This is a genomic window from Halomonas sp. A020, from assembly GCF_027943625.1.
GTDB lineage: Bacteria > Pseudomonadota > Gammaproteobacteria > Pseudomonadales > Halomonadaceae > Vreelandella > Vreelandella piezotolerans.
On sequence record NZ_AP022850.1, the window covers coordinates 2,419,840 to 2,445,999 of the forward strand.

19 protein-coding genes are annotated in these 26,160 nt (G+C 58.8%); 11 read left to right on the forward strand and 8 right to left on the reverse strand.

The features are described from left to right. Positions 1–65: 65 nt before the first annotated feature. Positions 66–2,342, forward strand: coding sequence for an ATP-dependent Clp protease ATP-binding subunit ClpA (gene clpA / locus FRH_RS11230; protein WP_139525473.1), 2,277 nt, complete (start codon positions 66–68; stop codon positions 2,340–2,342). Positions 2,343–2,515: 173 nt separating this feature from the next. On the opposite strand, the gene infA is transcribed toward clpA, so the two are convergent. The 3 genes from infA to aat form a co-directional block, all read right to left on the reverse strand. Continuing rightward, entirely contained in the window at positions 2,516–2,734 is a 219-nt protein-coding gene (gene infA / locus FRH_RS11235) for a translation initiation factor IF-1 (protein ID WP_007111068.1), read from the reverse strand. 137 nt (positions 2,735–2,871) lie between these two features. Then, a complete protein-coding gene (locus FRH_RS11240; RefSeq protein ID WP_139525474.1) occupies positions 2,872–3,606 on the reverse strand; it encodes an arginyltransferase in 735 nt (244 codons plus the stop codon). A 28-nt stretch (positions 3,607–3,634) separates the two neighbouring features. Continuing rightward, positions 3,635–4,384 (reverse strand): leucyl/phenylalanyl-tRNA--protein transferase, encoded by a 750-nt coding sequence (aat, locus tag FRH_RS11245; RefSeq protein WP_139525475.1) that lies wholly within the window; start codon positions 4,382–4,384, stop codon positions 3,635–3,637. 117 nt (positions 4,385–4,501) lie between these two features. Between aat and FRH_RS11250 the strand changes: the two genes are divergently transcribed. Both FRH_RS11250 and lolA read left to right on the forward strand, forming a co-directional pair. Then, the gene (locus tag FRH_RS11250) at positions 4,502–7,774 is read left to right on the forward strand and encodes a DNA translocase FtsK 4TM domain-containing protein (RefSeq protein ID WP_139525476.1); all 3,273 of its coding nucleotides are present in this window, start codon (positions 4,502–4,504) and stop codon (positions 7,772–7,774) included. Between the two features lie 140 nt (positions 7,775–7,914). Continuing rightward, positions 7,915–8,571 (forward strand): outer membrane lipoprotein chaperone LolA, encoded by a 657-nt coding sequence (gene lolA / locus FRH_RS11255; protein ID WP_139525477.1) that lies wholly within the window; start codon positions 7,915–7,917, stop codon positions 8,569–8,571. Between the two features lie 31 nt (positions 8,572–8,602). Here lolA and FRH_RS11260 read toward each other — a convergent pair whose 3' ends face one another. Next, positions 8,603–9,928 (reverse strand): replication-associated recombination protein A, encoded by a 1,326-nt coding sequence (locus FRH_RS11260; RefSeq protein WP_139525478.1) that lies wholly within the window; start codon positions 9,926–9,928, stop codon positions 8,603–8,605. A gap of 234 nt (positions 9,929–10,162) precedes the next feature. Here FRH_RS11260 and FRH_RS11265 point away from each other — a divergent pair, with 234 nt between their 5' ends. From FRH_RS11265 to FRH_RS11285, 5 genes are all read left to right on the forward strand, one after another. Then, positions 10,163–10,708: a hemerythrin domain-containing protein gene (locus tag FRH_RS11265; RefSeq protein WP_139525479.1), complete on the forward strand. Its 546-nt coding sequence runs from the start codon at positions 10,163–10,165 to the stop codon at positions 10,706–10,708. Positions 10,709–10,864: 156 nt separating this feature from the next. Then, positions 10,865–11,662 (forward strand): glutamate racemase, encoded by a 798-nt coding sequence (murI, locus tag FRH_RS11270; protein ID WP_139525480.1) that lies wholly within the window; start codon positions 10,865–10,867, stop codon positions 11,660–11,662. A 57-nt stretch (positions 11,663–11,719) separates the two neighbouring features. Then, positions 11,720–12,829: a tRNA (uridine(54)-C5)-methyltransferase TrmA gene (gene trmA, locus FRH_RS11275; RefSeq protein ID WP_139525481.1), complete on the forward strand. Its 1,110-nt coding sequence runs from the start codon at positions 11,720–11,722 to the stop codon at positions 12,827–12,829. Between the two features lie 193 nt (positions 12,830–13,022). After that, entirely contained in the window at positions 13,023–17,846 is a 4,824-nt protein-coding gene (locus FRH_RS11280; RefSeq protein ID WP_281996872.1) for an NAD-glutamate dehydrogenase, read from the forward strand. 155 nt (positions 17,847–18,001) lie between these two features. Continuing rightward, the gene (locus FRH_RS11285) at positions 18,002–19,018 is read left to right on the forward strand and encodes a quinone-dependent dihydroorotate dehydrogenase (protein ID WP_139525483.1); all 1,017 of its coding nucleotides are present in this window, start codon (positions 18,002–18,004) and stop codon (positions 19,016–19,018) included. Between the two features lie 78 nt (positions 19,019–19,096). Here FRH_RS11285 and rmf read toward each other — a convergent pair whose 3' ends face one another. Beyond that, positions 19,097–19,306: a ribosome modulation factor gene (rmf, locus tag FRH_RS11290; protein ID WP_139525484.1), complete on the reverse strand. Its 210-nt coding sequence runs from the start codon at positions 19,304–19,306 to the stop codon at positions 19,097–19,099. Between the two features lie 388 nt (positions 19,307–19,694). Here rmf and rlmKL point away from each other — a divergent pair, with 388 nt between their 5' ends. Further along, positions 19,695–21,932, forward strand: a complete 2,238-nt coding sequence (gene rlmKL, locus FRH_RS11295; protein ID WP_139525485.1) for a bifunctional 23S rRNA (guanine(2069)-N(7))-methyltransferase RlmK/23S rRNA (guanine(2445)-N(2))-methyltransferase RlmL — start codon at positions 19,695–19,697, stop codon at positions 21,930–21,932. Next, positions 21,925–22,260 (forward strand): glutaredoxin family protein, encoded by a 336-nt coding sequence (locus FRH_RS11300; protein WP_139525486.1) that lies wholly within the window; start codon positions 21,925–21,927, stop codon positions 22,258–22,260. Before rlmKL ends, FRH_RS11300 begins: the two co-directional genes overlap by 8 nt. A gap of 33 nt (positions 22,261–22,293) precedes the next feature. Here the strand turns inward: FRH_RS11300 and FRH_RS11305 are convergent, their stop codons facing one another. Then, complete coding sequence (locus FRH_RS11305; protein ID WP_139525487.1) at positions 22,294–22,575, reverse strand: hypothetical protein; 282 nt, start codon at positions 22,573–22,575, stop codon at positions 22,294–22,296. A gap of 84 nt (positions 22,576–22,659) precedes the next feature. Here FRH_RS11305 and pdxB point away from each other — a divergent pair, with 84 nt between their 5' ends. Beyond that, positions 22,660–23,799, forward strand: a complete 1,140-nt coding sequence (gene pdxB / locus FRH_RS11310; RefSeq protein ID WP_139525488.1) for a 4-phosphoerythronate dehydrogenase PdxB — start codon at positions 22,660–22,662, stop codon at positions 23,797–23,799. A 55-nt stretch (positions 23,800–23,854) separates the two neighbouring features. On the opposite strand, the gene htpX is transcribed toward pdxB, so the two are convergent. Together htpX and FRH_RS11320 are read right to left on the reverse strand one after the other, a co-directional pair. Beyond that, entirely contained in the window at positions 23,855–24,760 is a 906-nt protein-coding gene (htpX, locus tag FRH_RS11315) for a protease HtpX (protein ID WP_139525489.1), read from the reverse strand. 98 nt (positions 24,761–24,858) lie between these two features. Next, positions 24,859–26,109, reverse strand: a complete 1,251-nt coding sequence (locus tag FRH_RS11320) for a pyridoxal phosphate-dependent aminotransferase (protein ID WP_139525490.1) — start codon at positions 26,107–26,109, stop codon at positions 24,859–24,861. Positions 26,110–26,160: the final 51 nt, after the last annotated feature.

The window sequence follows — 26,160 nt, forward strand, 5'->3', positions numbered from 1 at the left end:
TAAACTGATCCGACGCAAGCCCTAGGTGGCGATATGCCCTAGGTAGTAGCGAAAAGGGGACTGCCATGCTGAGCAAAGAACTTGAACTGACCCTGAACACGGCCTTCACCGTGGCTCGCTCGAAGCGCCACGAGTTTATGACCGTCGAGCATCTGCTTCTGGCGCTGCTAGACAATGCTTCTGCGGTGGATGTGCTGAAGGCGTGCGGGGCAAACCTCGACAAGCTGCGGTCCGATCTGCAGGATTTCATCAATTCGACCACACCGCTGATCCCCGAGGGGCAGGGTGACCGTGAAACACAGCCAACGCTGGGCTTCCAACGCGTGCTTCAGCGTGCGGTATTCCATGTTCAATCGTCTGGCAAGAGTGAAGTAACAGGCGCTAACGTGCTAGTAGCGATCTTCTCTGAGCAAGAGAGTCAGGCAGTCTATTTCTTGAAGCAACAGAGTGTGGCACGGGTCGATGCAGTAAATTACATTGCTCACGGCATCTCGAAAGTGTCTGGTCATGGCCCTTCACCCTCTCCCTCTTCTCAAGAAAACGACGATGCAGAAGAGGGCAGTGCCGAAGGTGCCGCTCACCCGCTGACGGGCTATGCCACCAACCTGAACGAGCAGGCGCGCCAGGGTAAAATCGACCCGCTAATTGGTCGTGATCACGAGCTCGAGCGTGTCGTGCAAATCCTGGCCCGTCGTCGTAAGAACAACCCGCTGCTGGTGGGTGAGGCGGGCGTGGGCAAAACCGCCATTGCTGAAGGCCTGGCCAAACGCATCGTCGAAGAAGACGTGCCCGAAGTGATCGCCGATGCGGTGGTCTACTCATTGGACATGGGCGCGCTATTGGCAGGCACCAAATACCGTGGCGATTTCGAAAAGCGCCTCAAGAGCTTGCTGAGCGAGCTGCGCAAACAGCCCAATGCCATCTTGTTCATCGATGAGATTCACACGGTCATTGGCGCGGGCGCTGCCTCGGGCGGCGTAATGGACGCCTCCAATCTGTTGAAACCGCTGCTCTCTTCAGGCGAGCTGCGCTGCATTGGTTCGACCACGTTCCAGGAGTTCCGCGGAATTTTCGAGAAAGACCGCGCCTTGGCACGCCGCTTCCAAAAGGTCGACGTGCTGGCACCGTCCGTTGAGGACACCATCAAGATTCTCAAAGGGCTGCGTTCGCGCTTCGAAGAGCACCACGAACTGAAATACACCGACGGTGCGTTGGAAAGTGCGGCCCGATTGGCGGATCGCTACATCAACGATCGATTCCTGCCCGATAAAGCGATCGACGTGATCGACGAAGCGGGTGCGCATCAGCGGATGCTACCCCCTGAGGTACGCGCTACGACGATCGACGTGGAGCAGGTGGAAGCCGTGGTGGCCTCCATTGCGCGCATTCCGCCGAAGAGCGTCTCAAGTTCGGATCGTAAACAGCTCGAGAAGTTGGACCGCGACCTGAAAATGTTGGTGTTTGGTCAAGACGAAGCGATCGATTCACTGTCGGCGGCCATCAAGCTCTCCCGTGCGGGCCTGAAATCTCCCGATAAGCCCGTGGGCAGTTTCCTGTTCGCAGGCCCGACTGGGGTCGGTAAAACGGAAGTAGCCAAGCAACTTGCGCATATCATGGGCATCGAGCTGGTGCGTTTCGATATGTCGGAGTACATGGAGCGTCACACCGTGTCGCGTTTGATCGGTGCGCCTCCAGGCTATGTGGGGTATGACCAGGGTGGGCTACTGACCGAGGCCGTCACCAAACAGCCGCACTGCGTGCTGCTTCTCGACGAAATCGAAAAAGCGCATCCAGAAGTCTTCAATCTGCTATTGCAGGTCATGGATCACGGTCGTTTGACGGACAACAACGGCCGCGAGGCAGACTTCCGCCATGTGATTTTGATCATGACCTCGAACGCTGGGGCGGAGCAGGCGTCGCGTCGCTCTATCGGTTTCCAGAGCCAGGATCACTCGACGGATGCGATGGAAGTGATTCGTCGGACCTTCTCGCCGGAATTCCGTAACCGCCTGGACGGCATCATTCAATTCCATGCGCTGCCCACGACGGTAGTGCGCAACGTGGTCGACAAGTTCCTGATCGAGCTTCAAGCGCAACTAGACGAGAAGCGCGTGCAGCTGGATGTAGACGACGTCGCCCGGGATTGGCTAGCAGAGAAAGGCTACGACCCGGATATGGGGGCAAGGCCGATGGCTCGCTTGATCCAAGAGAAGCTCAAGAAGCCACTCGCAGAGATGATTCTGTTTGGAGAGCTGGCCGAGCACGGTGGTATCGTACATGTTAGCCTGGAGGAGGGAGAGCTTCATCTTTCGACAGAGTCGGAAATGGCAGATGCGCCCTGAAAAGGGCGCTAAGATGACCGACAAGCAGTAATGCATACTCGCTAGCACGCACAGCGCCCTGTCTTCGACGGGGCGTTGTCGTTTCCAGGGAGCGGCGCCGTCTTTACGCGGTGCTACTAATAGCCGTGGGACGCGATCTGTGAGCAGACGTTGCTTGAGGGCACACTCAAGGCTTAGCGCGAGCGATAAACGATACGGCCTTTGGACAGGTCGTAGGGCGTTAGTTCTACCTTGACCTTGTCGCCAGTCAGAATGCGGATGTAGTTTTTACGCATTTTGCCAGAGATGTGAGCGGTCACGACATGGCCGTTTTCAAGCTCAACCCGGAACATGGTATTGGGAAGGGTGTCAACGATCACGCCTTCCATTTCAATATGATCTTCGCGTGCCATATAGGCAGATCCTCACTTTTAGATATCGTGGATAGTCGAATGAGTGTTTCCGACGGCGTTGGCACAGACCTGCACGCCTAAGAAACAGCGCTATATTGTGCCGTAAGCCTGCCGTCAAGGCAAAAAAGCTGCTCAGATTAGCGAATTAAGGGGCGCCAGTGGCGACCATCGAGCAGCTCGATAGGCGAAAACGCCTGCTTGTATCGCATTTTTCGGCACTCCTCGATCCAGTAGCCAAGGTAAAGGTGGGGAAGCCGTTTCTCTTGGCAAAGCTCGATTAGCTTTAAAATGGCAAACGTGCCCAAGGATCGTTTCTCTAACGCATCATCCACTTTGAAAAACGTATAGATGGCCGATAGTCCATGTTCGAGCTGGTCGAACGCTGCCACGGCCACCAGTTCGTCGTCGAGATACATTTCCAGCAAATGGGCGTAAGGTTCTTCCAGCGTCAAAAAGGTGCGATATTGGTCGCGGCTGGGTGGGAACATATCGCCGTCAGCGTGTCGCTGTCGAATGTAGTCAGCGTAGAGCGCGTAGTGCGAAGCATCGAAGCGCGCTGGGATGACACGCGTTTCGATATCGGCATTGCGCCGCCAGACTTTTCGCTGGGTGCGGTTGGCGCTAAAGTGATCCACCGGAATCCGCACCGATCGACAAGCGTTGCATCCCTCGCAGTGGGGGCGGTATAAGTGGCGCCCGCTGCGTCGGAAACCCAGCAGCGACAGTGAGTCGTACACCCCTGGCACGGGTGACTCCTGGGGGTCAAGAAACAGCGTAGTAGCCTCTTTGCCTGGCAAGTAGCTGCAGGCATGAGGAACGGTTAGGAAGAAGCGCAAATCCCGCACGGGGCGGCGAGGAGCGTTACTACTCACGGCTTGCCTCCTTGATCATGAACGGCGGTCACTGTGCTGTTGCGTTTGAAGCAATGGCTGCAAGCCACGGAGATTCTGGCACCTGGGGCGCTTGAGTCTCAGTGCTGGATAAGCAAAACGCCTTTTCTGGCAGCCACTTCTCAAGATAGTTGATGAACGTTCGCCGGGCGACCGTTGTTGCGCCGAGGCTGGCCAGATGCGGTGTATGCACCTGGCAGTCGATGAGCTTGCCGCCGTAAGTGTGCATGGCGCTTGCCAAGTGGGCGAGGGCAATTTTAGAGGCGTCTGGCTGGCGTGAAAACATCGACTCGCCGAAAAATACCGGCCCCATCGCCAAGCCATAGAGTCCGCCTACCAGCTGGCCCCCATGGTGGACCTCGACACTGTGGGCAATGCCCAATGCATGCAGCCTCTGGTAAGCGTCGCGCATGGAAGGATTGATCCAGGTGCCCAGCTCGTCTTTACGTGGCGCAGCGCACGCTTCGATTACCTGGGCAAAGTGTTGATTCAGCGTCACGCTAAAGCCACTATGTCGCAGCCGTTTAGCAAGGCTGCGGCGTCGTTTAAACTGTTCAGGCAGCAGTATCATGCGTGGATCTGGGCTCCACCATAAAATGGGGTCATCGTCGCTATACCAAGGAAATATCCCTTTTCGGTAAGCGTCTACCAGCCAGGCTGGTGTAAGCTCTCCACCGGCAGCCAACAGGCCGTTAGGGTTCTCCAACGCCTGTTCGGTAGAAGGAAAAGTGGGGTGTGGCGATGAGAGCCAAGGTAGCATCGCTTGCTCCTGTTGCTAGTGGCGTCCGTCGAAGCGCTGTGACGGCGGAAGGATGCTCGGTATGATGCAAACTCGCAAGTGGATTAAAGACACCGTGTGGTGTAAAGGGAGAATCGCTTGAAAGTAAATAAGGCGGTAGACAAGCGAACGCAGCGGCAGTCGCGTCAGTCACCATCGAGTTCTCAATCATCGGCGCGGGTCAATGCCGCGAAGGATAAGGCGCGCCGCGTTGGCCTGCGCTTGCAAGGCTCTGCCCGTGAAGGGGTGGTGGTCGTCATGCTGGCGCTCTGCGTCTTCTTGCTGTTGGCCCTGTTTAGTTACCATCCTGCCGACCCAGGCTGGTCGTACCAAGGCCCCGAAACCGAGGTTCGCAACTGGATGGGGCCCGTGGGTGCTTGGCTGGCCGATGTGCTCTATTCACTGCTGGGTGCAAGTGCCCTATGGTGGCCGGGTATGTTTGGTTACGCCGCCTGGTGGCTGATGCGCTCTCGCCAGGTACGCTTCGAGCTAGACCCAGTGGCCATCGCCGTACGTGCGGGCGGGCTAGTGCTGCTGATGTTCGGCACGACCATGTTGGGGGCACTGCACTTTTACCATCCCGATAGCATTTTGCCCTATGCCTCTGGCGGTATATTGGGAGAGGGGCTGGTGGGCACCTTAAAACCGCTCGTCAGTAGTGGCGGAGTAGGGTTGATCGCTGCAGCGCTCATTCTCATTGGTTTCCCGCTGTTTAGCGGTATGTCTTGGCTGCAAGTGGCCGATGAAGTCGGTCGTAAACTTTGTCGTATCGGCGGTTGGTTTGGCGAGCGCCGTGCCAAGCGGCGTGAAAAGCGTGCCGAACGGGCCGCGGTGCGCGCAGCGGCCAAGGCAGCGTCCAAGAAAGTGAAGCAGCGCTCCTGGGCTGAGCCGAGTGACACGAGTACCGATCCCGTCGATGACGAAGTGGCGACGACCACGCCTCGGGCCAGTGAAGCAATTGAGCCCCCCGTGCGCCCTACCGTCAGTGAGCGCTCACCTGTCGGTCGTCGCGAGCGCCGTGAGCCGAGCTTCTCGGCACCCGCAGAGGATGAGGCGTCGTCGGTCACCGATACGTCGATTCCCTGGGAAGCGGCCGCTGTGCTGAGCGAGCGTCATGCACCGGCCCCTCCCGCGGCTGCCGCATCTCAAGACCCCGAGTTGGAGACAGCGCCTTCTCCGAAGATGACGCCAGAGAAAGACGCGCCTGAAGAGCCGATCATGCCGCTCTCCGCTCACGCTCCGGAGGACGTCCAAGAGCCTGCTCCGGAGCCAGAACCAGAGCCGATACCCTCTATCGCCGATACAGAGGTACCGCTCGAAGCGCTTGAGACATCCTTGCCAAACGCGCACGCATTTGCGACCAAGCCCGTGGATGAGCCAGAGCCTGCCGTGCGTCAGGAAGAGAGTGAGTACTCACCTTTAAGCGCTGGCGAAGAGCAAACGAGCGAGGACGTTGCCCCGACCGTGCCGCTACGCGCGTTACGCAATGAGCCAGAAGAGACCTCGGAATCCATTACGCCCGTTGAGCTGGCTCGCCGTTCAGAGCCAGCACCAGAACCAGAGGTAGCACCCGCCCCCGCTCCTACGACGCTGCGCAGTGACGAAAGCGATCCCGCTTATCGGCCAACGCCGATGTCTGCGGAGTCGCGTCGTGAGCGCGTACCCGAGGTGGTGCCCGAGCCGGTGTGGGATGACGATGACGACGAGCTACCGGTCAAGACCGCCATGCAGGCGCCGGCCAGCGCGCGCCATGAGCCTACGTTCTCGACCGAGTCGGCCGAAGAAGAGTCAGACAATGGACCGACGCTCTGGACCGTCGAACATCTACAGAGTCAGCGTCCGTCGTTTGAAACGCTTCCAGAGCCCGAGGGCGAGGTGCCCAGCCTGCAGCTGCTCACGCCGCCGGAGCCGCATCAGCCGAACTACACGGATGAGCAGCTGGCCGATATGGCGGAACTCCTGGAAGTCAGGTTACGCGAATACGGTGTTAAAGCTGAAGTGGTCGATACGTGGCCGGGGCCGGTCATTACACGTTTCGAGATCAAACCTGCCGCCGGGGTGAAGGTTTCCAAAATCAGTAACCTGGCCAAAGACCTTGCTCGTTCGCTGATGGTCAAGAGCGTGCGTGTGGTCGAGGTCATCCCTGGCCGCCCCACGGTGGGTATCGAAATTCCCAACCCGCATCGCGCAATGATTCGTTTGCGTGAAGTGATCGATTCGGACCGCTACCAGCAGGAGAATTCACCGCTGACGATGGCACTTGGCCAAGATATTGGCGGTGGTCCGGTAGTGGCGAATTTGGGCAAAATGCCCCACCTGTTGGTGGCCGGTACGACCGGTTCGGGTAAGTCGGTGGGGGTCAACGCCATGCTGATCTCCATGCTGCTCAAGGCTACACCCGATGAACTCAAGCTGATCATGGTCGATCCCAAGATGCTGGAGCTGTCGGTGTATGACGGCATACCGCATTTGCTGGCGCCTGTCGTCACCGATATGAAGGAAGCTGCCAATAGCTTGCGTTGGTGTGTGGCTGAAATGGAGCGCCGTTACAAGCTGATGGCCGCCATGGGCGTGCGTAACATCGCCGGGTTTAACGCGCGCCTCGATGAAGCCGAACGTGCCGGTGCCCAGGTGGCCGACCCGCTATGGGAGCCCCAGCCCTGGGAAATGCATCAAACGCCTCCAGTGCTGGAAAAGCTGCCCTATATCGTAGTGGTCATCGATGAGTTTGCCGATATGTTCATGATCGTCGGCAAAAAGGTCGAAGAGCTGATCGCGCGGCTGGCGCAGAAAGCGCGGGCTGCCGGTATCCATCTGATTCTGGCTACTCAGCGCCCGTCGGTGGATGTGGTGACCGGCCTGATCAAGGCGAACATTCCGTCACGGATGGCGTTCCAGGTCTCCTCGCGGATCGATTCGCGCACCATTCTCGACCAGGGCGGTGCCGAAAGTCTGTTGGGTCATGGCGATATGCTCTACTTGCCCGCGGGCTCCGGTCCACCGAATCGTGTCCATGGTGCCTTCGTGGACGACGATGAAGTCCACCGGGTGGTCGATGACTGGAAGCGTCGAGGCGAGCCGGAGTACATCGAAGAGATTCTTTCCGGCGGCGTATCTGCCGATGCGCTAACCGGGCTCGAAGCGGAAGGCGTCGATGGCGATGATGCCGAACAGGACGCGCTCTATGACGAAGCGGTGCAGTTCGTTACTGAAACGCGAAAAGCGTCGATTTCTGCCGTACAGCGGCGCTTCAAGATCGGTTATAACCGGGCCGCACGTCTGGTCGAGGCCATGGAAGGGGCCGGGGTGGTCTCCTCCATGGGTACCAACGGTGCCCGCGAGGTGCTGGCGCCGCCGCCGGTGGGCCATTAACACGTCAACCATGCAATAAGCGTGAAAGTCGCGCCGCCGGTGAAACCCTGCGGCGCGTTTCGCGTCTGAGGGGCATACGGAGCTTTTTACGCTCTTTGCCTCGTCCGCTATTCGGCAATGAATGCCTAGGGAGAAAGAACATGCGCGAACCCTCTAACCGCCGCTCACCGGCATTGGCACTGGCCGCCAGTGCGCTGGGATTGACTTTTGCTGCCCCTATGACTGCCTGGGCCAACGAGGCGGCAGAGCGGCTCACCGAGCGCTTGGATCCGTTGGAAAACTACCACGCCACCTTCGAGCAGCAGATTCTCGATGGCAGCGGTGATCGTTTGCAGAGCGCACGTGGGGAAATGTGGCTGTCGCGGCCCGGCATGCTGCGCTGGGAAGTCGAGGCACCTTATTCGCAAACCGTGGTCTCCGATGGTGAGGAGGTGTATCTCTACGATCCTGACTTGGAGCAGGTCACGGTACAGGCGATGGATGACCGTGTGACCCATACGCCCGCGCTGTTGTTATCAGGCAGCGCCGATGAATTGACGGCAAGTTACGATGTGTTCTACGAGCAGCAGGATGGCGACGATGTCTTTACCTTGATGCCGACGCTGGCCGATACGCTGTTCGAGGAGCTCAGCATGGTCTTCGACGGCGATACTCTCACCGAGCTCTGGATGATGGACAGTACCGGTCAGCGCACTGCCATCACCTTTAGCGGCATCACTCGCAATGGCACTATCGACCGCGATCTGTTCGATTTCCAGATCCCCGAAGGTACGGACGTGATTCGCGAAGAGATGTAGAGGGTGAATCAGTAGATTACGATCGGGCGCTCTAAGGCGCCCGATCTGCTTCTTGGTCGCGCTCTTCCCGCCACGCCATGATTTCCCCGAACCGTTTCTCCTGGCCAAACGGGCTCGGCTCGTAGAAGCGTGTTTTGGGCACGTCTTCTGGCCAGCAGTCGTGGGCGCTGCCTGCTGGATATCCGTTTGGCTCGTTGTGAGCGTAGCGATAGCCTTCACCATGGCCGAGCTGCTCCATGAGCTTGGTTGGTGCGTTACGTAGGTAAGTGGGCACTTCCACCTGAGGCTGCTGCTGAACGAACTGCTGGGCGCTCTTCCAGGCGCGGTCTATACGGTTACTTTTTGGAGCGACAGCCAAATGGATCGCGGCATGGGCAATCGCGCGCTGGCCCTCGTAATCGCCCAATCGCAAATAGGCATCCCAGGCAGCAATCACTAGCGGTAGCGCGCGAGGGTCGGCATTGCCGACGTCCTCCGAAGCGATGGCTGTCAAACGTCTTACTATATCCAGCGGGTCGCCGCCGCCTTGGATGAAGCGCGCCATGTAGAGGAGCGCGGCATCGGGACGAGAGGAGCGAATCGATTTATGAATCGCCGAAAGCAGGTCGTAATACGCATCGCCCTGTTTATCGAACGCGCTGGTGTGATGACCCACCACGTCCGCCAGTACTGCCTGACGTAACACCTCACGACCACTCTGTTGTTCTGTGAAATCGCAGGCGGTTTCCAGTAGCCCCAAGGCTCGCCGAGCATCGCCGGCACTGGCGTGGGCCAACGCGTCCAATACACCGGTCTCTACCTCGATGGCACGCTTGCCAAGTCCCCGCTCGGTATCGGCAAGCGCTTGCTCCATGACCTCGACCAGCTCTTGCTGGGTCAATGACTTCAGGACATACACGCGTGCTCGGGAGAGCAGGGCCGAGTTGACTTCGAAAGAGGGGTTTTCGGTGGTAGCGCCGATCAGCGTCAAAAGACCAGACTCCACGTGGGGCAGCAGTGCATCCTGCTGGCTCTTGTTCAGGCGGTGGATCTCATCTAAAAAGAGAAGCGTTGGCGCGGTGCGCTGACGAGCGCGCTCTACGACCGTTCGTATCTCTTTGACGCCAGCCATCACTGCACTCAGGTGCTCGAGCTGCGCGTTGGATGCACGTGCTAGGAGCTCAGCAAGCGTGGTCTTACCAACGCCGGGTGGTCCCCATAAAATCATCGAGCGCACCACGCCTGATTCGGCCATGCGACGTAGAGGTTTGTCAGGCCCGACGAGTGCTTGTTGACCGATATAGTCGTCCAGGGTCAACGGGCGCATACGATAGGCCAGCGGCGCGTCGTCACCCGGGGTTGCGTCAAAAAGATCCATATAAACTTCCGTTGTAAATCGAGACGTTGAACAACCAATGCTTAACAAGTGTCTGTGGTAAAAGAGGTTACGTCAGGCTACCTTTTGGCATGACCGTAAAGAAGCGCCCATGTGATTGAATATCGCGGAGGCGCAGGACAAGGATTAACGCTAGTGTAGTAGAACCCAGCTCATGATCGCGTGCTGACTGCAGTAGAAAGCAGCCAGCATGACACTCACTAAGGAGACGGCACGATGTTAAACCAACTGCGTCTAGATCATGCCAACATGGCGCGAATGCTCCATGTGCTGCAGCTCAAGCAAAAAACCTTGGCTAGCGGAGAACGGCCTGACTTTCAGCTGATGCGCGAAGTGGTGGACTATATCCTGTCTTACATGGAGGGGTTCGCAACGCCGTTAGAGCGTATTTGTGTCGAGCGGTTGCAGGTGCAGGCCCCTGAACACTTGCCACTCATGGAGCAAATGGCCAGCGATTATCGTGAGCTCAAGCCTCGCTTGATGCGCCTTTCCCATGATATTGACATGATCCTCATGGACAACATTCTGCCGATGGACCGCTTTGCCGACGACCTCAAAGCGTACTTGGAGGCGCATCGCGGCTATCTGCGTCATGAACGTGAGGGGCTTTTCCCGTTGATCGACAAACATTTCACCCCAGATGATCTGGAGGAGCTACGCCAAGCCCTGCCCGAAGAGGCGGAAAAAGAGTTAGAGCGACTTCAGCTTGCCTATCCAGAGTTATACGCCGAGCTGCGCGGCGCCGACGTACCTGCTCTGTAATCTCAGCATGTGACACCTTCAGTGCCGAACGGGGCGTGTTAAACTAGCGCCCCTTTTTTATGGGCGGCTGAAACGTCACGCTAACGCGTGATAACAAACGTCACCGGCGTTGATCAACGCGGTATTTCAATAGAACGGATGGGCAGGTGAGGGGTAATGGCAGGGCCAATACTGATTTTCGATTCTGGCGTGGGCGGGCTTTCCGTCGCCCATGCGCTGCGTCAACACTACCCTTCGGCGGCTCTCTGTTACGCTTGCGATAACGCTTGGTTACCCTACGGACTGCGCGACGACGCAACGCTTGCTGCGCGTATCGTGACGGTGTGCCAAGCGGCGGTGCGCGCCTGTCAGGCTAGCGTGCTGGTCGTGGCGTGTAACACCGCGAGCACCCTGGCACTTGAGAAGCTGCGTCAAGCGCTTTCGATACCGGTCGTGGGCACCGTGCCAGCGATCAAGTCGGCGGCCAAGCTGAGTGCCACGCGTCATATTGGTTTGCTGGCGACGGCGGCCACGGTGAACCGTCCCTACACACAAGGATTGATCGACAGCTTTGCCAGCGACTGTGTGGTTACCCGGGTCGCTGCGGGCGATTTGGTGACCGCGGCCGAGGCCTGGCTGGGGGGAGCGCCCTTTGACGTGGAACGCATGCGTCAGGTGCTGGCACCGCTATGGCAAGCCACCCAGACCCAACCGGCGTTAGATACCGTGGTGTTAGGCTGCACCCATTTTCCGCTTTTGCAGCCACAGCTAGCATCGCTGGCACCGGTGCCTATCACTTGGGTCGATTCTGGCGATGCCATTGCGCGACGGGTCGGCCAGGTTGCCACCGCGCTCGTTAGCCACACCGTCGATGACCGCTGCTTTACGACTGCCCCCGCGATCGCATTGACCGATGGCTTTGCCCGCTACGGTTTTCAGCCAGCGCAACCGCTCGAATTGCCCAACGCCCGCTAGGCTGCCAACGAGCAGCGCATCTTCCAAGACGTTCACCATGAGTAGAGAGGAGCCACCTTGGCGATCCCGACTGTAGACCCAGCACATTACGATGAGCAGCTGGCCGATAAGCAAGCCTACGTGGCCACCACCTTCGCCGCGTTCGATACGCCTGAACTGGAGGTGTATCCCTCGCCGCCGAGTCACTATCGTCAACGCTGCGAGTTTCGTATCTGGCATGAAGCGGACGATCTGTTCTATGCCATGTTCGAGGTCGACCCAGAGAATCCTAAAAACAAACGGGTGGTACGCCTCGACCAGTTTCCTGTGGCTAGTGCCCAGATCAACGCGTTGATGCCCCAACTGCGAGAGGCGTTTTTAGCTAGCGATGAGCTGCGTCGCCGTCTGTTTCAGGTGGAGTTTCTGACCACACTCTCTGGTCAAGCGCTGGTAACGCTGATCTATCACCGCCCGCTGGGTGATGCCTGGGAGGCGGAAGCCCGTGCGCTAGAGCGCGCGCTGGGTATCATGATTATTGGTCGTTCTCGCAAGCAGCGCCTCGTGCTCACCCAGGACCATGTATGGGAGAAGCTCACGGTAGATGGCCGCACGCTGCACTATCAGCAGGTGGAAAACAGTTTTACCCAGCCCAACGCGCATATCTGTCAAACCATGCTGAGCTGGGCCAAAGAGGTCACGCAAGGTCGTCAGGACGAGGATTTGGTGGAGCTCTACTGCGGCAACGGCAACTTCACGATCGCTCTGGCCGACAATTTCCGCCGCGTACTGGCCACTGAAATTTCGCGCACCTCGGTAGCCAGCGCCAACGTCAATCTCGATGCCAACGGTGTGACCAATGCTCACGTAGCGCGTATGTCGGCGGAAGAGTTTTCGTTGGCCCTGAAAGGCGAGAAGGCGGGCCGCCGCGTGGCCGACATGGCCCTCGACGAGTACGACTTCACGACCGTGCTGGTCGACCCACCTCGGGCGGGACTGGATGAGCAGAGCTGCCATCAAGTCAGCGAATACGCTCAAATCGTCTATATTTCATGCAACCCGGTCACACTGGCCGAAAATTTAGCGCTGCTGACCAAGACCCATGACATCGAGCGATTCGCCCTATTTGACCAGTTTCCGTTTACCCACCACTGTGAATGTGGCGTGCTGCTGACCCGTCGACAGCCTTGAGCGCACTCACATGAGACGCGTGGAACTTGTCAATAGTGCTTATGATGCACAAGCGGTATACACCATGAATAACCTGTCAGATGGTTAGGGTGGCGATGATGGGTAGCGTAAGCTAATGGGTAGTGTGGCCTAAAGGCCTATTGTCCTTCGTTTTTTTGGCCTAAGTAGTGGCCCCAGGCAGTCGAGGTGATGGATGCATTACGTTGCGATCGAAGAGAGTCGGCGGGATCTTTTAAAGCAGCTACAAGAGCGCTTGGAAGCGCGACTGGAGCCAGCGCGGGCGGCCGATATCGAAGCCTTTGCGCGCCACTTTTATGCCACGGTGCCGGTGGAAGACTTGGTCGACCGTCGTTTAGACGACCTGTACGGTGCGACGCTGTCCATCTGGCAGTTCCTCCAGCACCATGATCCGAAAAGCCCTAAAGTACGCATTTTCAACCCGGATTTCGAAGAGCATGGCTGGCAGTCTACCCACACCTTCGTGGCGGTGCTGCATGAAGACATGCCGTTTTTGGTCGATTCCGTGCGCATCGAACTCAACCGTCGCGGCCTAACGGTACACGCCATTCAAAACGCCGTGTTCGCCGTGGCCCGTGATAGCCAGCATCAGCTGAAGGCGCTCACCTCTCCCAAAGATGAGAATGCACCGGACGCCCGTGAATCGCTGATCGTCATCGAAGTCGATCGCCACACCGATGCCGAATCCCTGGCAAAAATCGAGCGTAATCTGCACGAAGTGCTGCGGGACGTGCGTACCGCCGTGGGCGATTTCGATGCCATGTGCGGTCAAATTACCTCCGCCATTCAAGAGCTGGAAAAAAATTGCCCGCCGCAGATCGACCCGGATGACCATGAAGAAGCCATCGCTTTCCTAGAGTGGTTGCTGAAAGATAACTTCACCTTCCTGGGCTACGATGAGTACCTGCTAGAAGGCAACGAGCTGCAGCGTGATCCCAACAGCGTGCTGGGTGTGTTCCGGTTGGACCAGCCGCGCTACCGCGAGCGAATCCGCACCGAAGAGGGTGTCGATGAGCACAATGACTATGTGCTGGTGCCGCAGCTGCTCTCGTTCGCCAAAAGCGCCCACCACTCCCGCGTGCACCGACCCACGTATCCAGATTACATCACCGTCGACCGCTACGACGATGACGGCAACGTCATTGGCGAACGCCGCTTCTTTGGCCTATTCACCGCCACGGTGTACAACGAGTCGCCGCGCAACATTCCGCTGCTGCGTCGTAAACTCAAGGCCGTGATGGATATCGCTGGCTTCAATCCCCAGGGCCACAACGGCAAGCAGCTGTTGCAGGTGCTGGAAGTCTACCCACGCGATGACCTATTCCAGATCAGTACCGAATCCCTAGCCAGCACCGCACTGGGTATTCTCAACATCCGTGAGCGCCGTCAGGTGCGGCTATTCATCCGCGCCGATGTCAGCGGTAAGTTCTATTCCTGCCTGGTGTTCGTGCCGCGTGATGTGTTCTCGACCGATCTACGCCAGCGCATTCAGGGCATGCTCTGCGACGAGTTGGACGCGCACTTCGGCGACTTCAACACCTACTTATCCGAGTCGGTGCTGGCGCGTATCCAATTGATCCTGCGCTTCAACGGCGACGCCCCGAGCCAATACGATCTCAAACGCCTGGAGAGTAAAGTCGCTCGCCTAGCCCGCAGCTGGCGCGACGATCTGCAGGCGGCGATGATCGAAGGCTTCGGGGAAGAGCGTGCCAATCATCTGATCGATCAGTTCCACGACGCGTTCTCCGCCAGCTACCGGGAAGATTTCAACGCTCGCACGGCCGTGTTCGATGTCCAGCATCTGCTGAATTTGGATAACGGCGACGATCTCTCTCTGTCGCTTTATCGCCCCCTGGAAGAGCAGGCGGGCGGCATGAACCTGAAGCTGTTCCACCGCGAATCGCAAATTCCACTCTCCGACGTGCTGCCGATGATGGAAAACCTTGGCCTGCGCGTGATTGGCGAGCGCCCCTACGACATCAACGCACCACAGCAGCGCTACTGGATTCACGATTTCGAACTGGAACACAGCCGTGAAGGCGTCAACCTGAGCGAAATGCGCGACACCTTCAGCGAAGCGTTCAAGCGTATTTGGGCAGGCGAGGCCGATAACGACGCCTTCAACCGCCTGATCATCGGCGCAGGGCTCGACTGGCGCGAAGTGGCCATGCTGCGCGGCTATGCCCGCTATTTGAAGCAGATTCGCTTCGGTATGTCTCAGGATTACATTGCCGCAACGCTGGCGAACTACCCGGCCATTACCCAGACCCTGGTGGAGTTGTTCCGCCTGCGTTTCGACCCGGCCCAGCAGCCCAGCAACGTCGATGACTGCCTTACGCGACTCAACGAGCACTTAGAAGGCGTTGCCAGCCTCAACGATGACCAACTGCTGCGCCGCTTCATGGAGCTGATTCAGGCCACGCTGCGTACCAACTACTACCAGACCACCGACGGTGGCCGCTTCAAGGATTACATCGCCTACAAGTTGGAGCCGTCGAAAGTCACCGGAATGCCCAAGCCGCGCCCGGCGTTCGAGATCTTTGTCTGCTCGCCGCGTGTCGAAGGCGTTCACTTGCGCGGTGGTAAAGTGGCCCGTGGTGGCCTGCGCTGGTCGGATCGTCTCGAGGATTTCCGTACCGAAGTGCTGGGCCTCGTCAAAGCGCAGCAGGTGAAAAACGCGGTCATCGTGCCTGTCGGCGCGAAGGGCGGCTTCGTATGTAAGCGCATGCCGGAAAACGCCGACCGCGAAACCCAACAGAAGGAAGGGATCGCCTGCTACCAAATCTTCATTCGTGCGCTATTGGACGTCACCGACAACTTGGTGGGTGGCGAGGTAGTGCCGCCGCAAAACGTCGTGCGTCACGATGAAGACGACACTTACTTGGTGGTAGCCGCCGATAAAGGCACCGCTACTTTCTCGGATATCGCCAACGCGATTTCCATCGAGTATGGCCACTGGTTGGGTGACGCCTTTGCTTCCGGTGGTGCCAACGGCTACGACCACAAGAAGATGGCAATCACCGCTCGCGGCGCGTGGGAATCCGTGAAGCGTCATTTCAAGAACCTGGGCGTCAATACCCAGGAAGACCTGTTTACCGTGGTGGGTATCGGAGACATGGCGGGGGACGTGTTCGGTAACGGTATGCTCCTTTCCGATAAGATCCAATTGGTGGGCGCCTTCAACCACCTGCACATCTTCGTCGACCCGAACCCGGATGCCGCAGCGGCCTTTGCCGAGCGCAAACGCCTGTTCGATCTGCCGCGCTCCAGCTGGGAAGATTACAGCAGCGAACTGATCTCCCAAGGGGGTGGGGTGTTCAGCCGCAGCGCCAAGTCGATCACCATCACGCCGGAAATGCAGCAAGCGTTTGGGATTGTAGAGGCTCGCCTGTCGCCCAACGACCTGATTCGCGCCATGCTCAAAGCAAAGGTCGATCTGATTTGGAACGGCGGCATCGGTACTTACGTGAAGAGTTCTGAAGAGACCGATGCGGATGTGGGCGACAAAGCCAACGATGCGCTGCGTATCAACGGTAAAGAATTGAACTGCCGCGTGGTCGGCGAGGGCGGTAACCTGGGCCTGACCCAGCGTGGCCGGATGGAAGCCGCCGCCAACGGGGTACGCGTCTATACCGACTTTATCGACAACGCGGGCGGCGTGAACTGCTCGGATCACGAGGTCAACATCAAAATCTTGATCGATGAAGTGGTCAAGCGTGGCGATATGACCGACAAGCAGCGTAACCAGCTGCTGGCCGACATGACCGAAGAGGTTGCCGACCTGGTGATTCTGGATAACTACCGCCAGACCCAGGCACTGGACCTGTCGGAGATCTTGTCTCACCAGGGCATGGGGCCGTACCGTCGCTTCATCAGCGAGCTGGAGTCCGCCGGTCAAATCGACCGCGAGCTCGAGTTCCTGCCCGCCGATGACGTGCTCAAAGAGCGCGCCAGCAACAATCAGGGCATGCGCTTACCGGAACTGTCGGTGCTGATCTCCTACGCCAAGAGCACCCTGAAGGGCGACCTGATCAACTCCGACGTGCCCGACGATCTGTATATCCACCGTCATCTGGAGCGTCTGTTCCCGGCCGTGCTCACCGAACGCTACCAGAACGAGATGTACGACCACCGTCTAAAGCGTGAAATCGTCGCCACCCAGGTGGCCAACGATCTCGTCGATCACATGGGCATCGTCTTCGTGCGTCGCCTGATGGATTCGACCGGCGCTGGCCGTGCGGACATTGCCCGCGCCTACGTGGTGGCCCGCGATGCCTTCAATCTGCCGTCGCTGTGGGCGCAGATCGAAGCGCTGGATAACCAAGTGCCCAGCCGTGTGCAGTACTCCATGATGCTGGATTTGATGCGCATGATCCGCCGCGCCACGCGCTGGTTCCTGCGTCAGCACCTGGGGCTCTCGACCCAGGACACCATCGAGTACTTCGGCCCACGCTTGGCGCAGTTGCAGGAGGGCATTGGCGAGCTGCTCAGCGGTGAAGAGCAGGCCGTATGGCGCCAGCGCTGTGATGAATTGCTGGAAGCTGGCGTGCCGGAAGCACTGGCCGCCACCGTGGCTGCCGCGCCGAGTCTCTACGCTGGCCTGGGCATCATTCAAGCCGCGCGGATCACCAACGAGAAGCCGCAACGGGTGGCCGAGGTGTTCTATGAAATCGGCAGCCGCTTAGAGCTACCATGGATGATCCAGCAGGTTACCCACCTGGAGGTCCGCGATGCCTGGCAGGCCCAGGCGAGAGAAACCTTCCGCGACGACATCGACCGTCAGCAGCTGGCGCTCACTACCAGCGTTCTGAAGCTAGAAGCCGGCAGCCGTGACACCCAAGAGCGGGTAGCCCAGTGGCTAGAGCAGCATGCCGAGCTACACCGCCGCTGGTGCCGCCTGATCGACGAAGTGCGCGGTGGCAGTGAAGGAGGGTTTGCACTGTTCGCCGTGGCCGTGCGTGAACTGGTCGACCTGGCCGAGAGCGACAGCGAAGCGTAAACCGAAGCGCATGCTCAACGGCACGCTGCACGCTCGGTAGGAAGCCGCGCCCTGGGGGACCAGGACGCGGCTTTTTTCATCCTGCGAAGCCTGGGCGATGTGCGCTATACTGCGCCCGCCCCGCACGTCGCCCACCGATTAGGAGAGTCTTACCGATGTACCCCATTGCCCGCTCGCTGCTGTTTCGCTTGGATCCCGAAACCACCCATGGCATGGCGCTGAACGCGCTCGACGCGTTGCACAAAGTGGGCGGTATTCAGCGACTGTATGGCAAGCCGGTGAGCGACCCGGTCGAACTCATGGGGCTGCGTTTCCCTAACCGTATTGGGCTGGCGGCCGGGCTGGATAAAAACGCCGACCACTTGGATGCGCTGGGCGAGCTAGGATTTGGCTTTGTGGAGGTCGGCACCGTAACACCCAAGGCGCAGCCGGGAAATCCAAAACCGCGTCTCTTTCGATTGGCCGACCACGAGGCGATCATCAACCGCTTCGGGTTCAACAACAAAGGGGTGGCACATCTCGTCGCGCAGGTCAAAAAACGTCACTACAACGGCATCGTCGGCATCAATATCGGTAAGAATTTGACCACGTCGGTTGAGAACGCCCTGGATGACTACCTATTATGCCTCGATGCGGTACATGGCGCGGCGGACTACATAGCGGTGAATATCTCGTCGCCCAATACACCGGGGCTACGCACGCTGCAGTTTGGCGAACAGCTAGATGCCCTGTTGGGGCCGATTCGCGCCAAAAGCCGCGAGTTGGATGCTCAGGCAGGTCGCAGGGTGCCTCTGCTGGTGAAAATCGCACCAGACATGAGCGAAGAGGAGGTCGCGCTGGTGGCTGGCAGTATCGCACGCAACGAGCTGGACGGCGTGATTGCGACCAATACCACCGTCTCCCGGGAGGCCGTGCAGAACGACCCGCAAGCACAAGAAGCCGGCGGGCTCTCCGGTAAGCCGGTGTTCGAGGCGTCCAATACGGTCATTCGTCTACTGCGCAAGCACCTGCCGACGCTGCCGATCATTGGCGTGGGTGGCATCGATAGTGGTGAAGCGGCCCGGGCGAAAATGGCGGCCGGTGCGGATCTTGTGCAGCTCTATTCGGGATTGATCTACCAAGGGCCTGGGCTAGTGAAGCAGTGTGCCGAGGCGCTCAAGCAAATCGGTTGAAAAAGCCGCAGATAGGCGATAAAAAGCCCGCTTTGCAGCGGGCTCCGTCTCCTAATGTTTGAGTAAAAGGTAAATAAATTAGGTCATGACCATGGGGTTTTTATGAATACCGGAGACGCCGATCATTCCGTCCCACTGGTCACCACGACCTTCACGCCAACCGCTCATCCAATATTCGCGTAAATTGACATCTTGACTGGGGCAATCATCACGGGAGCGACCCATGATGCCCGCTTTGTAGCCGTGAACATAAGCCCGTTGGAAGCGATCACGTTTTTGTCGTTTCATTGGCTAACCTCTTTGCATGAAAGCCTTTGATAAGAAGCAGGTCACAAGGCAACGTAGTAACAACAGGCCCATAGGCGTGCTTTACCCAGATTGCCAACACCACTTCGAGAAGTGACTTCAAGTTCAAGAGTGAGCTGCTGCCTCAGCGCTAATGCCTAGCACTCACGTGCTGAACGGAAGAAGCGGCAAGCTCAGACAAGCCAAGGATCATTACCGGCGTTTAGAAACAGACACGATAAAGACCCTGACAAGCAACGCATGCGTTTTTAGTAGCTACCCTCTTATTGTTAGACCATGATGGGGTCACTTGTCGACCATCAAATTGTCATAAGACATACATTCATTTGCCATATACAGGAATATCGCGCGGTGACGCGCGGCGATCATCATGACCGAGCTGAGCCAAACTGCCCCTCTCAACCTACTAGCGACCTGCCCCAAAGGCATCGAAGGCCTGCTGGCGGATGAACTGACGGCCCTGGGCGCCGAACCGGGTAAAACCACCGTGGCGGGGGTCTATTTTTCTGCCGACCAAGCCACGGCCTACCGGGTCTGTTTATGGTCTCGCCTAGCGAACCGTGTGATTTTGCTACTGGCGCGGGAGTCTCTGGTCGAGACCGCCGAGCAGGTACGCAATGTGGTCGCACGCATCGCCTGGAGCCAGCATCTTGCCCCCGGCAAGACCTTGGCGGTGGATTTTCATGGCCGCAGCGACCATATTCGCCACACGCGCTTCGGCGCACAGACGGTGAAAGATGGCGTGGTGGACGCGCTGCAGTTAGGCGGTCGAGAGCGGCCCAACGTGGACACCAAAGCGCCTGACCTGCGCATTTACGCCCACCTGCACCGGGCCAACTTAAGCCTGGGAATCGATCTCTCCGGTGATAGTCTCCACCGCCGTGGCTACCGCCGCGATGTCGGGCACGCGCCGCTCAAAGAGAATTTGGCGGCAGCGCTGCTGGTGCGCGCAGGCTGGCCGGAACGGGCCAAAGCGGGCGAGCCATTGATCGATCCGCTATGTGGAGCAGGAACGCTGCTGATCGAAGCGGCGCTGATGGCGGCTGACCAAGCCCCTAACTTGAACCGCGAGCGGTTTGGTTTTCACGGCTGGGCAGGCCATCAAGACGCTGTGTGGAGTGAATTAAAACGCGAAGCCGAAGCACGCGCCTCGATTGGACGCAAACGTTGCAAAACCGAACTGATGGGCTTTGATCAAAGCCCGGCAGCACTGACCGCCGCGAAATCTAACGCCATGCGGGCGGGCATTCCTGCGCTGATCACGCTCCACGGCCAGAGTCTCGCCCAACTACATCGGCCGGAGACGCTGACCGCCGAGCAGGGGCTATTGATCACCAACCCGCCCTACGGCGAGCGCCTGGGCGAGCTGCCGGAACTGGTGCGGCTTTATGCTCAGCTCGGTGAAAAAGCCAAGGCGCTGTTTCCTGGCTGGACGCTGGCGCTGTTTACCGGTAATCCGGATCTCGGCCACCGCCTTGGGCTGCGCGCCCACAAACAGTACGCGCTAAAAAACGGCGCGCTGGATGCCAAGCTGCTGCTCATGGAGATTGCCAGCGCCCGCCCTGCGCCTAAGCAGAGCGGTGAGCCGACAGACGCGGGCGTAGTGCCCCAGGCAAGCCGTACGACAACATCGACGGTGTCGGAAAATGCAAAGATGTTTGCCAACCGTCTGGCAAAAAATCAAAAACGTCTGAAAAAATGGCTGAAGCAGAGTGGTGAAACCTGCTATCGCCTTTACGATGCCGATATGCCGGAGTACGCGCTGGCAGTGGATCGCTACGGCGACCGCGTGCACGTTCAGGAGTATGCGGCACCGAGTTCCGTGAACCCTTCTCAGGCACAAAAACGGCTGTTTGATGCGCTGGACGTGCTGCCCGAGGCGTTGGGGGTCGATCCCAGCAAGATTTACGTCAAGCGCCGCGAGCGGCAAACCGGTGCGGCCCAGTACCAAAAGCGCGATGCCAGCGGCGAGCGTTTTGAAGTGCGGGAGGGCAGCGCAAGGCTATGGGTCAACCTGCGGGATTACCTGGATACCGGTCTGTTTCTGGACCACCGGCCGGTACGCCGAATGCTGGGCGAGATGGCCAGCGGCAAGCGCTTTCTCAACCTGTTCTGTTACACCGCGACGGCCACCGTGCAGGCCGCGCTAGGCGGGGCCAGCGACAGCGTTAGCGTGGACATGTCCAACACCTACCTGGAGTGGGCCCGGGACAACTTTGCGCTCAACCAGCTCGACCCCAGGCTGCACCGCGTGGTGCGGGATGACTGCTTCCGCTGGCTGGAAACCGCCAACGCGCAGTTCGATCTGATTTTCATGGATCCGCCGACCTTCTCGAATTCGAAAAAGATGCGCGACACGCTCGATGTGCAGCGCGACCACCCGCGCTTGGTGGAGCTCGCCATGGCGCGCCTGGCCCCCGGCGGTACGCTGGTGTTCTCCAACAATCAGCGCCGCTTCAAGCTCGACGAAGCACTGAGCGAGCGCTACGCCGTCGAGGAGATCACTGCGCGCACCTTCGATCCGGATTTTCAGCGGCGCACCAACTTGCATCACGTATTTTTGCTGCGTCACGCCCCCTTTGCCGATAAAGGGCAAGGCGATGATTGAACTATCGATTTACACCACGCTAGGCTGCCATCTATGCGCCCAATTGGAGGTGCTGGTGGCAACCCTGGCCAACCAAGAGGTGAGGCTGCACCACATCGAGATCAGCGACGACGACGCTCTAGTGGAGCGTTACGGCACGCGGATCCCGGTGCTGGTCGATGACGACGGGGTCGAGTTGGATCGCGGCTTCGACGTGGCGCGTTTGAGCCACTGGTTGAGCGAGCGGGGCTGGCTGGATGAGACGGCGCTGGCCGCACTCACCGCGCCGCCAGAACACGCGCCCCCCGTGGGGGCGCATCAGCGCAACGGGCGGCGCTTCTTAGGCTAACGAAACGGGCGAGTCCGTTTAACAGGTGATGCGTCAGAGGGCATCCAAAAGCGATAGCTGACGCATCGCTTCTTGGCCTTCTGGCGTATGGTCGGCGGCTTCAAGCACTTTGCGGAACCCGCGTGAGGATTGAATCGTCGTTTCATCCTCCAGCCACATCTCTGCTTGCTCCAGAGTGTCCGCTAACTGGTGTTTCAATCCGCCAAACTGGGTGCCGATTTGCCCCCAGGCGCGGCTGAAAATCCAGTCGCCGAACATATCCTGGTGAATATGCACCAACACATAGTCATGGTCGGTTTCCCAGCGTACGATCACACCCATCTCCTTAACCACTGCTTGATCACGCCTGCACAGCAAGCCATTGCGGGCGTATTGTAAAGCCCGGATACCAAAACGCCTATGAAACTTGTTATCGACGCTAATATCCCCGCTGCCGACGCCTGTTTTGCAGGCATGGGGACGCTGCACCGTCTGCCAGGCCGCGAGATCTGTGCGGCAGACGTGCAGGACGCCGATGCGCTGATCGTGCGCTCGATCACTCAGGTGAACCGCACACTGCTGGCCAACAGCGCGGTGCGTTTTGTGGGTACCTGTACCATTGGTACTGACCATATCGATCTCGACTATCTCAAAGAGCGTGGAATTGGCTTTGCCAGCGCGCCGGGATGCAATGCGGACGCGGTGGTGGACTATGTGCTGAGCAGCTTACTGACGGTGGGCGAGCGAGAAGGCTGGCCGCTGCTGAAACGAACCGTGGGCATCGTTGGCGCAGGCAACGTGGGTAGTCGCTTACAGCGCCGCTTGCAGGCACTTGGCGTGGCGGTACGGGTGTGTGACCCCCCCAGGGCGGAACAAGAGGGCGCGAGCGGTTTCGTCTCCCTCGATACGCTCATCGAGGAGTGTGACGTCATCTGCCTGCACACCCCGCTGGTGAAGGCGGGTCCTCACGCCACTTATCAGATGCTGAGTGCCCAGCGTATCGACGAGCTTGCCCCGGGTACGCTGCTGTTGAACGCTGGACGCGGTGACTGCCTGGATGGTTTAGCGTTGCGCAGCCGTATGGCAGGGAAGGGCGATATCACGGCCATACTGGACGTTTGGGAAGACGAGCCTGGTATCGATGCGGGGCTACGTGACTTGGTTGCTTTAGCGACACCGCATATTGCCGGGCATAGCCTGGATGGCAAGCTGCGCGGCACATGGATGATTCAGCAGGCGTTGGCAGCGCAGTTAGGCCTGCCCAGCGACATGCCGTTTAGCGCGCTCTGCCCACCGCCAGCACTCGCTACGCTCACGCTGCAGGAGGCACTGCCTGTGGAAGAGGCGCTTCGGCTATGTGCGCGGGCCGTGTATGACGTACGCCGCGACCACGATGCGTTGCAGCGTCAAGTGGTGCATCAGGGCATTGCCAAAGGCTTTGATAGCTGCCGCGCCAACTATCCGCTACGTCGCGAATTTGGCACGCTGACCGTTCACTTGGAGAACGACGCGGTGTCATTGCAGCCATCGCTTCAGGCGGCGGGTTTTTGGATTGCCTAAATTAACAAGGCCCGCATTGGCGGGCCTTGGCATCTTTTATCGCGCGGTTTGTCGCTTACTGGCGGTAAGCCGCTTCTTTCAGGGCACGAATACGGTCATCCAGCGGCGGGTGGCTGGCGAAGAGCTGCTCGACCAGCGAGCGGGTCTGGCCTTTGGTGATCGCCATGGCGCGCAGGGTATCCGGCATTTGGTCGGGCATTTCGGTTTCGGCCTTCAAACGTGCCAGGGCGTTGACCATCGCCCCAGTGCCTGCCAGGCGGGCACCCGCTTCGTCGGCACGGTACTCACGGTAGCGGGAGAACCAGGCTACGATGGCGGAGGCGACGATACCAAAGACGATTTCGGCCACCATCACCACGGCGAAGTAACCCATAAAGCCCAGGCCACCTTCGCCATCGCTGCGGCTTTTCAGGAAGCTATCGACCAAGTGGGCGACGATACGAGCGAAGAACATGACGAAGGTATTCACCACGCCTTGAATCAGCGCTAGTGTCACCATGTCGCCGTTAGCAACGTGGCCAATTTCGTGGGCAAGCACCGCGCGCACCTCCTCTGGGCGCATACGGTTGAGCAAGCCCGCCGATACCGCCACTAGGGCATCGTTTTTATTCCAGCCAGTGGCAAAGGCGTTGGACTGTTGGGCGGGGAAAATGCCCACCTCTGGGGTTTTGATACCCGCTTCACGGGAAAGCTCGGCCACGGTATCCACCAGCCATTGCTCGGTGGCGTTCGACGGATTTTCGATGATCACCGTGCCGGTCGAGCGTTTCGCCATCCATTTAGAGATGAACAGCGAGACCAGTGAACCGGCCATACCGAACACAAAGCAGAAGATCAGCAGGCTGGTAAAGTTAATGCCCTGGCTGTTGAGATAGCTCTCAACGCCAAACAGCCTTAGCGTCAGGCTGGCGACCAGCAACACCGCTAAGTTGGTGGCTAAAAACAGCACGATTCGCATCATGGGTGACGATCTCCCTCAAGGTCATAACAAGCGTTAATGGAATGATGGCTTAGATACGTGCATTTCATGTCAGTTTCAAGTCGCTGGTAGCGTGTCGATCACGTTTGGCGATAGCGGGACAAGAAATTGGCAAAGCGGTCGAGCGCGTCGCCGAGCTGGTCGGCCCAGGGCAGCGTCACGATACGCACGTGGTCGGGGTCTGGCCAGTTGAAGGCAGTACCTTGCACCAGCAGTATTTTCTCTTGCAGAAGCAAATCCAGCACCAGCTGCTGGTCATCTTTGATATTGAATACCTGAGGGTCCAAGCGCGGAAAGGCGTAGAGTGCGCCTTTGGGCGTCACGCAGGTGACCCCGGGAATCGCGTTGAGCTTCTCGACGGTAATGTCGCGTTGGGCCAGCAATCGCCCGCCCGGCAGAATCAGGTCGTTGATCGACTGATACCCGCCAAGCGCCGTTTGAATAGCGTGCTGGGCGGGTACATTGGCGCATAGCCGCATCGAGGCCAGCATGGTCAGGCCCTGAATGAAGTCCTTCGCCCGCTGCTTCGCTAGGGTGCCAGAGATCGTCATCCAGCCAGAGCGAAAGCCGGCGCAGCGGTAGCTTTTCGACAGGCCATTCATGGTGATCACGAGCTGGTCATCGTCGGCCAGTGCGCCAGTGGCGGTGTGCTCGACCCCGTCGTAGAGGATCTTGTCGTAGATCTCATCGGAGAACACCACCAAGTTGTGTTCTTGGGCGATATCGAGCACTTCCCTGACCACTTCCGGGGGGTAGACCGCCCCGGTGGGGTTATTGGGGTTGATGACCACGATAGCACGGGTGCGGCTGGTGACTTTGGCGCGAATATCGGCGATATCCGGTGCCCAGTCGGCCTGCTCGTCGCACAGATAATGCACGCCATGGCCGCCGGAGAGATGAGCGGCTGCCGTCCATAGCGGGTAGTCCGGCGCGGGAATCAGCACCTCGTCGCCATCATTCAATAGCGCCTGCATGGCCATGACGATTAGCTCGGACACGCCGTTACCAATGTAGATATCTTCGATACCCACCCCAGGAATCTGCTTACGCTGACACTCCTGCATGATCGCCTTGCGGGCGGAGTAGAGGCCTTTGGAATCACAGTAGCCCTGGGCGGTGGGCAGGTTGCGCATCACGTCCTGCAAAATCTCTTCCGGCGCCTCGAAGCCAAACGGTGCTGGGTTGCCAATGTTGAGCTTCAAAATCCGCTGGCCTTCCTCTTCCAGGCGCTTGGCGTGGTCGAGGACCGGGCCGCGGATGTCGTAGCAAACGTTGTGCAGTTTGTGTGATTTTTTAAGCGGGTATGATTCTCTAGGCTGGGGCGTGTCCATGGGGTGCGTTATCCAAAAGTGTCCATTGCCGTGGAAGTGTCTGTTGTTGGC

Coding starts and splice junctions, on each gene's coding strand:
- clpA (WP_139525473.1), top strand. CDS start 66: ATGCTGAGCAAAGAACTTGAACTGACCCTGAACACGGCCTTCACCGTG.
- infA (WP_007111068.1), bottom strand. CDS start 2,734: ATGGCACGCGAAGATCATATTGAAATGGAAGGCGTGATCGTTGACACC.
- aat (WP_139525475.1), bottom strand. CDS start 4,384: ATGCTACCTTGGCTCTCATCGCCACACCCCACTTTTCCTTCTACCGAA.
- lolA (WP_139525477.1), top strand. CDS start 7,915: ATGCGCGAACCCTCTAACCGCCGCTCACCGGCATTGGCACTGGCCGCC.
- FRH_RS11260 (WP_139525478.1), bottom strand. CDS start 9,928: ATGGATCTTTTTGACGCAACCCCGGGTGACGACGCGCCGCTGGCCTAT.
- FRH_RS11265 (WP_139525479.1), top strand. CDS start 10,163: ATGTTAAACCAACTGCGTCTAGATCATGCCAACATGGCGCGAATGCTC.
- murI (WP_139525480.1), top strand. CDS start 10,865: ATGGCAGGGCCAATACTGATTTTCGATTCTGGCGTGGGCGGGCTTTCC.
- FRH_RS11280 (WP_281996872.1), top strand. CDS start 13,023: ATGCATTACGTTGCGATCGAAGAGAGTCGGCGGGATCTTTTAAAGCAG.
- FRH_RS11285 (WP_139525483.1), top strand. CDS start 18,002: ATGTACCCCATTGCCCGCTCGCTGCTGTTTCGCTTGGATCCCGAAACC.
- rmf (WP_139525484.1), bottom strand. CDS start 19,306: ATGAAACGACAAAAACGTGATCGCTTCCAACGGGCTTATGTTCACGGC.
- rlmKL (WP_139525485.1), top strand. CDS start 19,695: ATGACCGAGCTGAGCCAAACTGCCCCTCTCAACCTACTAGCGACCTGC.
- FRH_RS11300 (WP_139525486.1), top strand. CDS start 21,925: ATGATTGAACTATCGATTTACACCACGCTAGGCTGCCATCTATGCGCC.
- pdxB (WP_139525488.1), top strand. CDS start 22,660: ATGAAACTTGTTATCGACGCTAATATCCCCGCTGCCGACGCCTGTTTT.
- htpX (WP_139525489.1), bottom strand. CDS start 24,760: ATGATGCGAATCGTGCTGTTTTTAGCCACCAACTTAGCGGTGTTGCTG.
- FRH_RS11320 (WP_139525490.1), bottom strand. CDS start 26,109: ATGGACACGCCCCAGCCTAGAGAATCATACCCGCTTAAAAAATCACAC.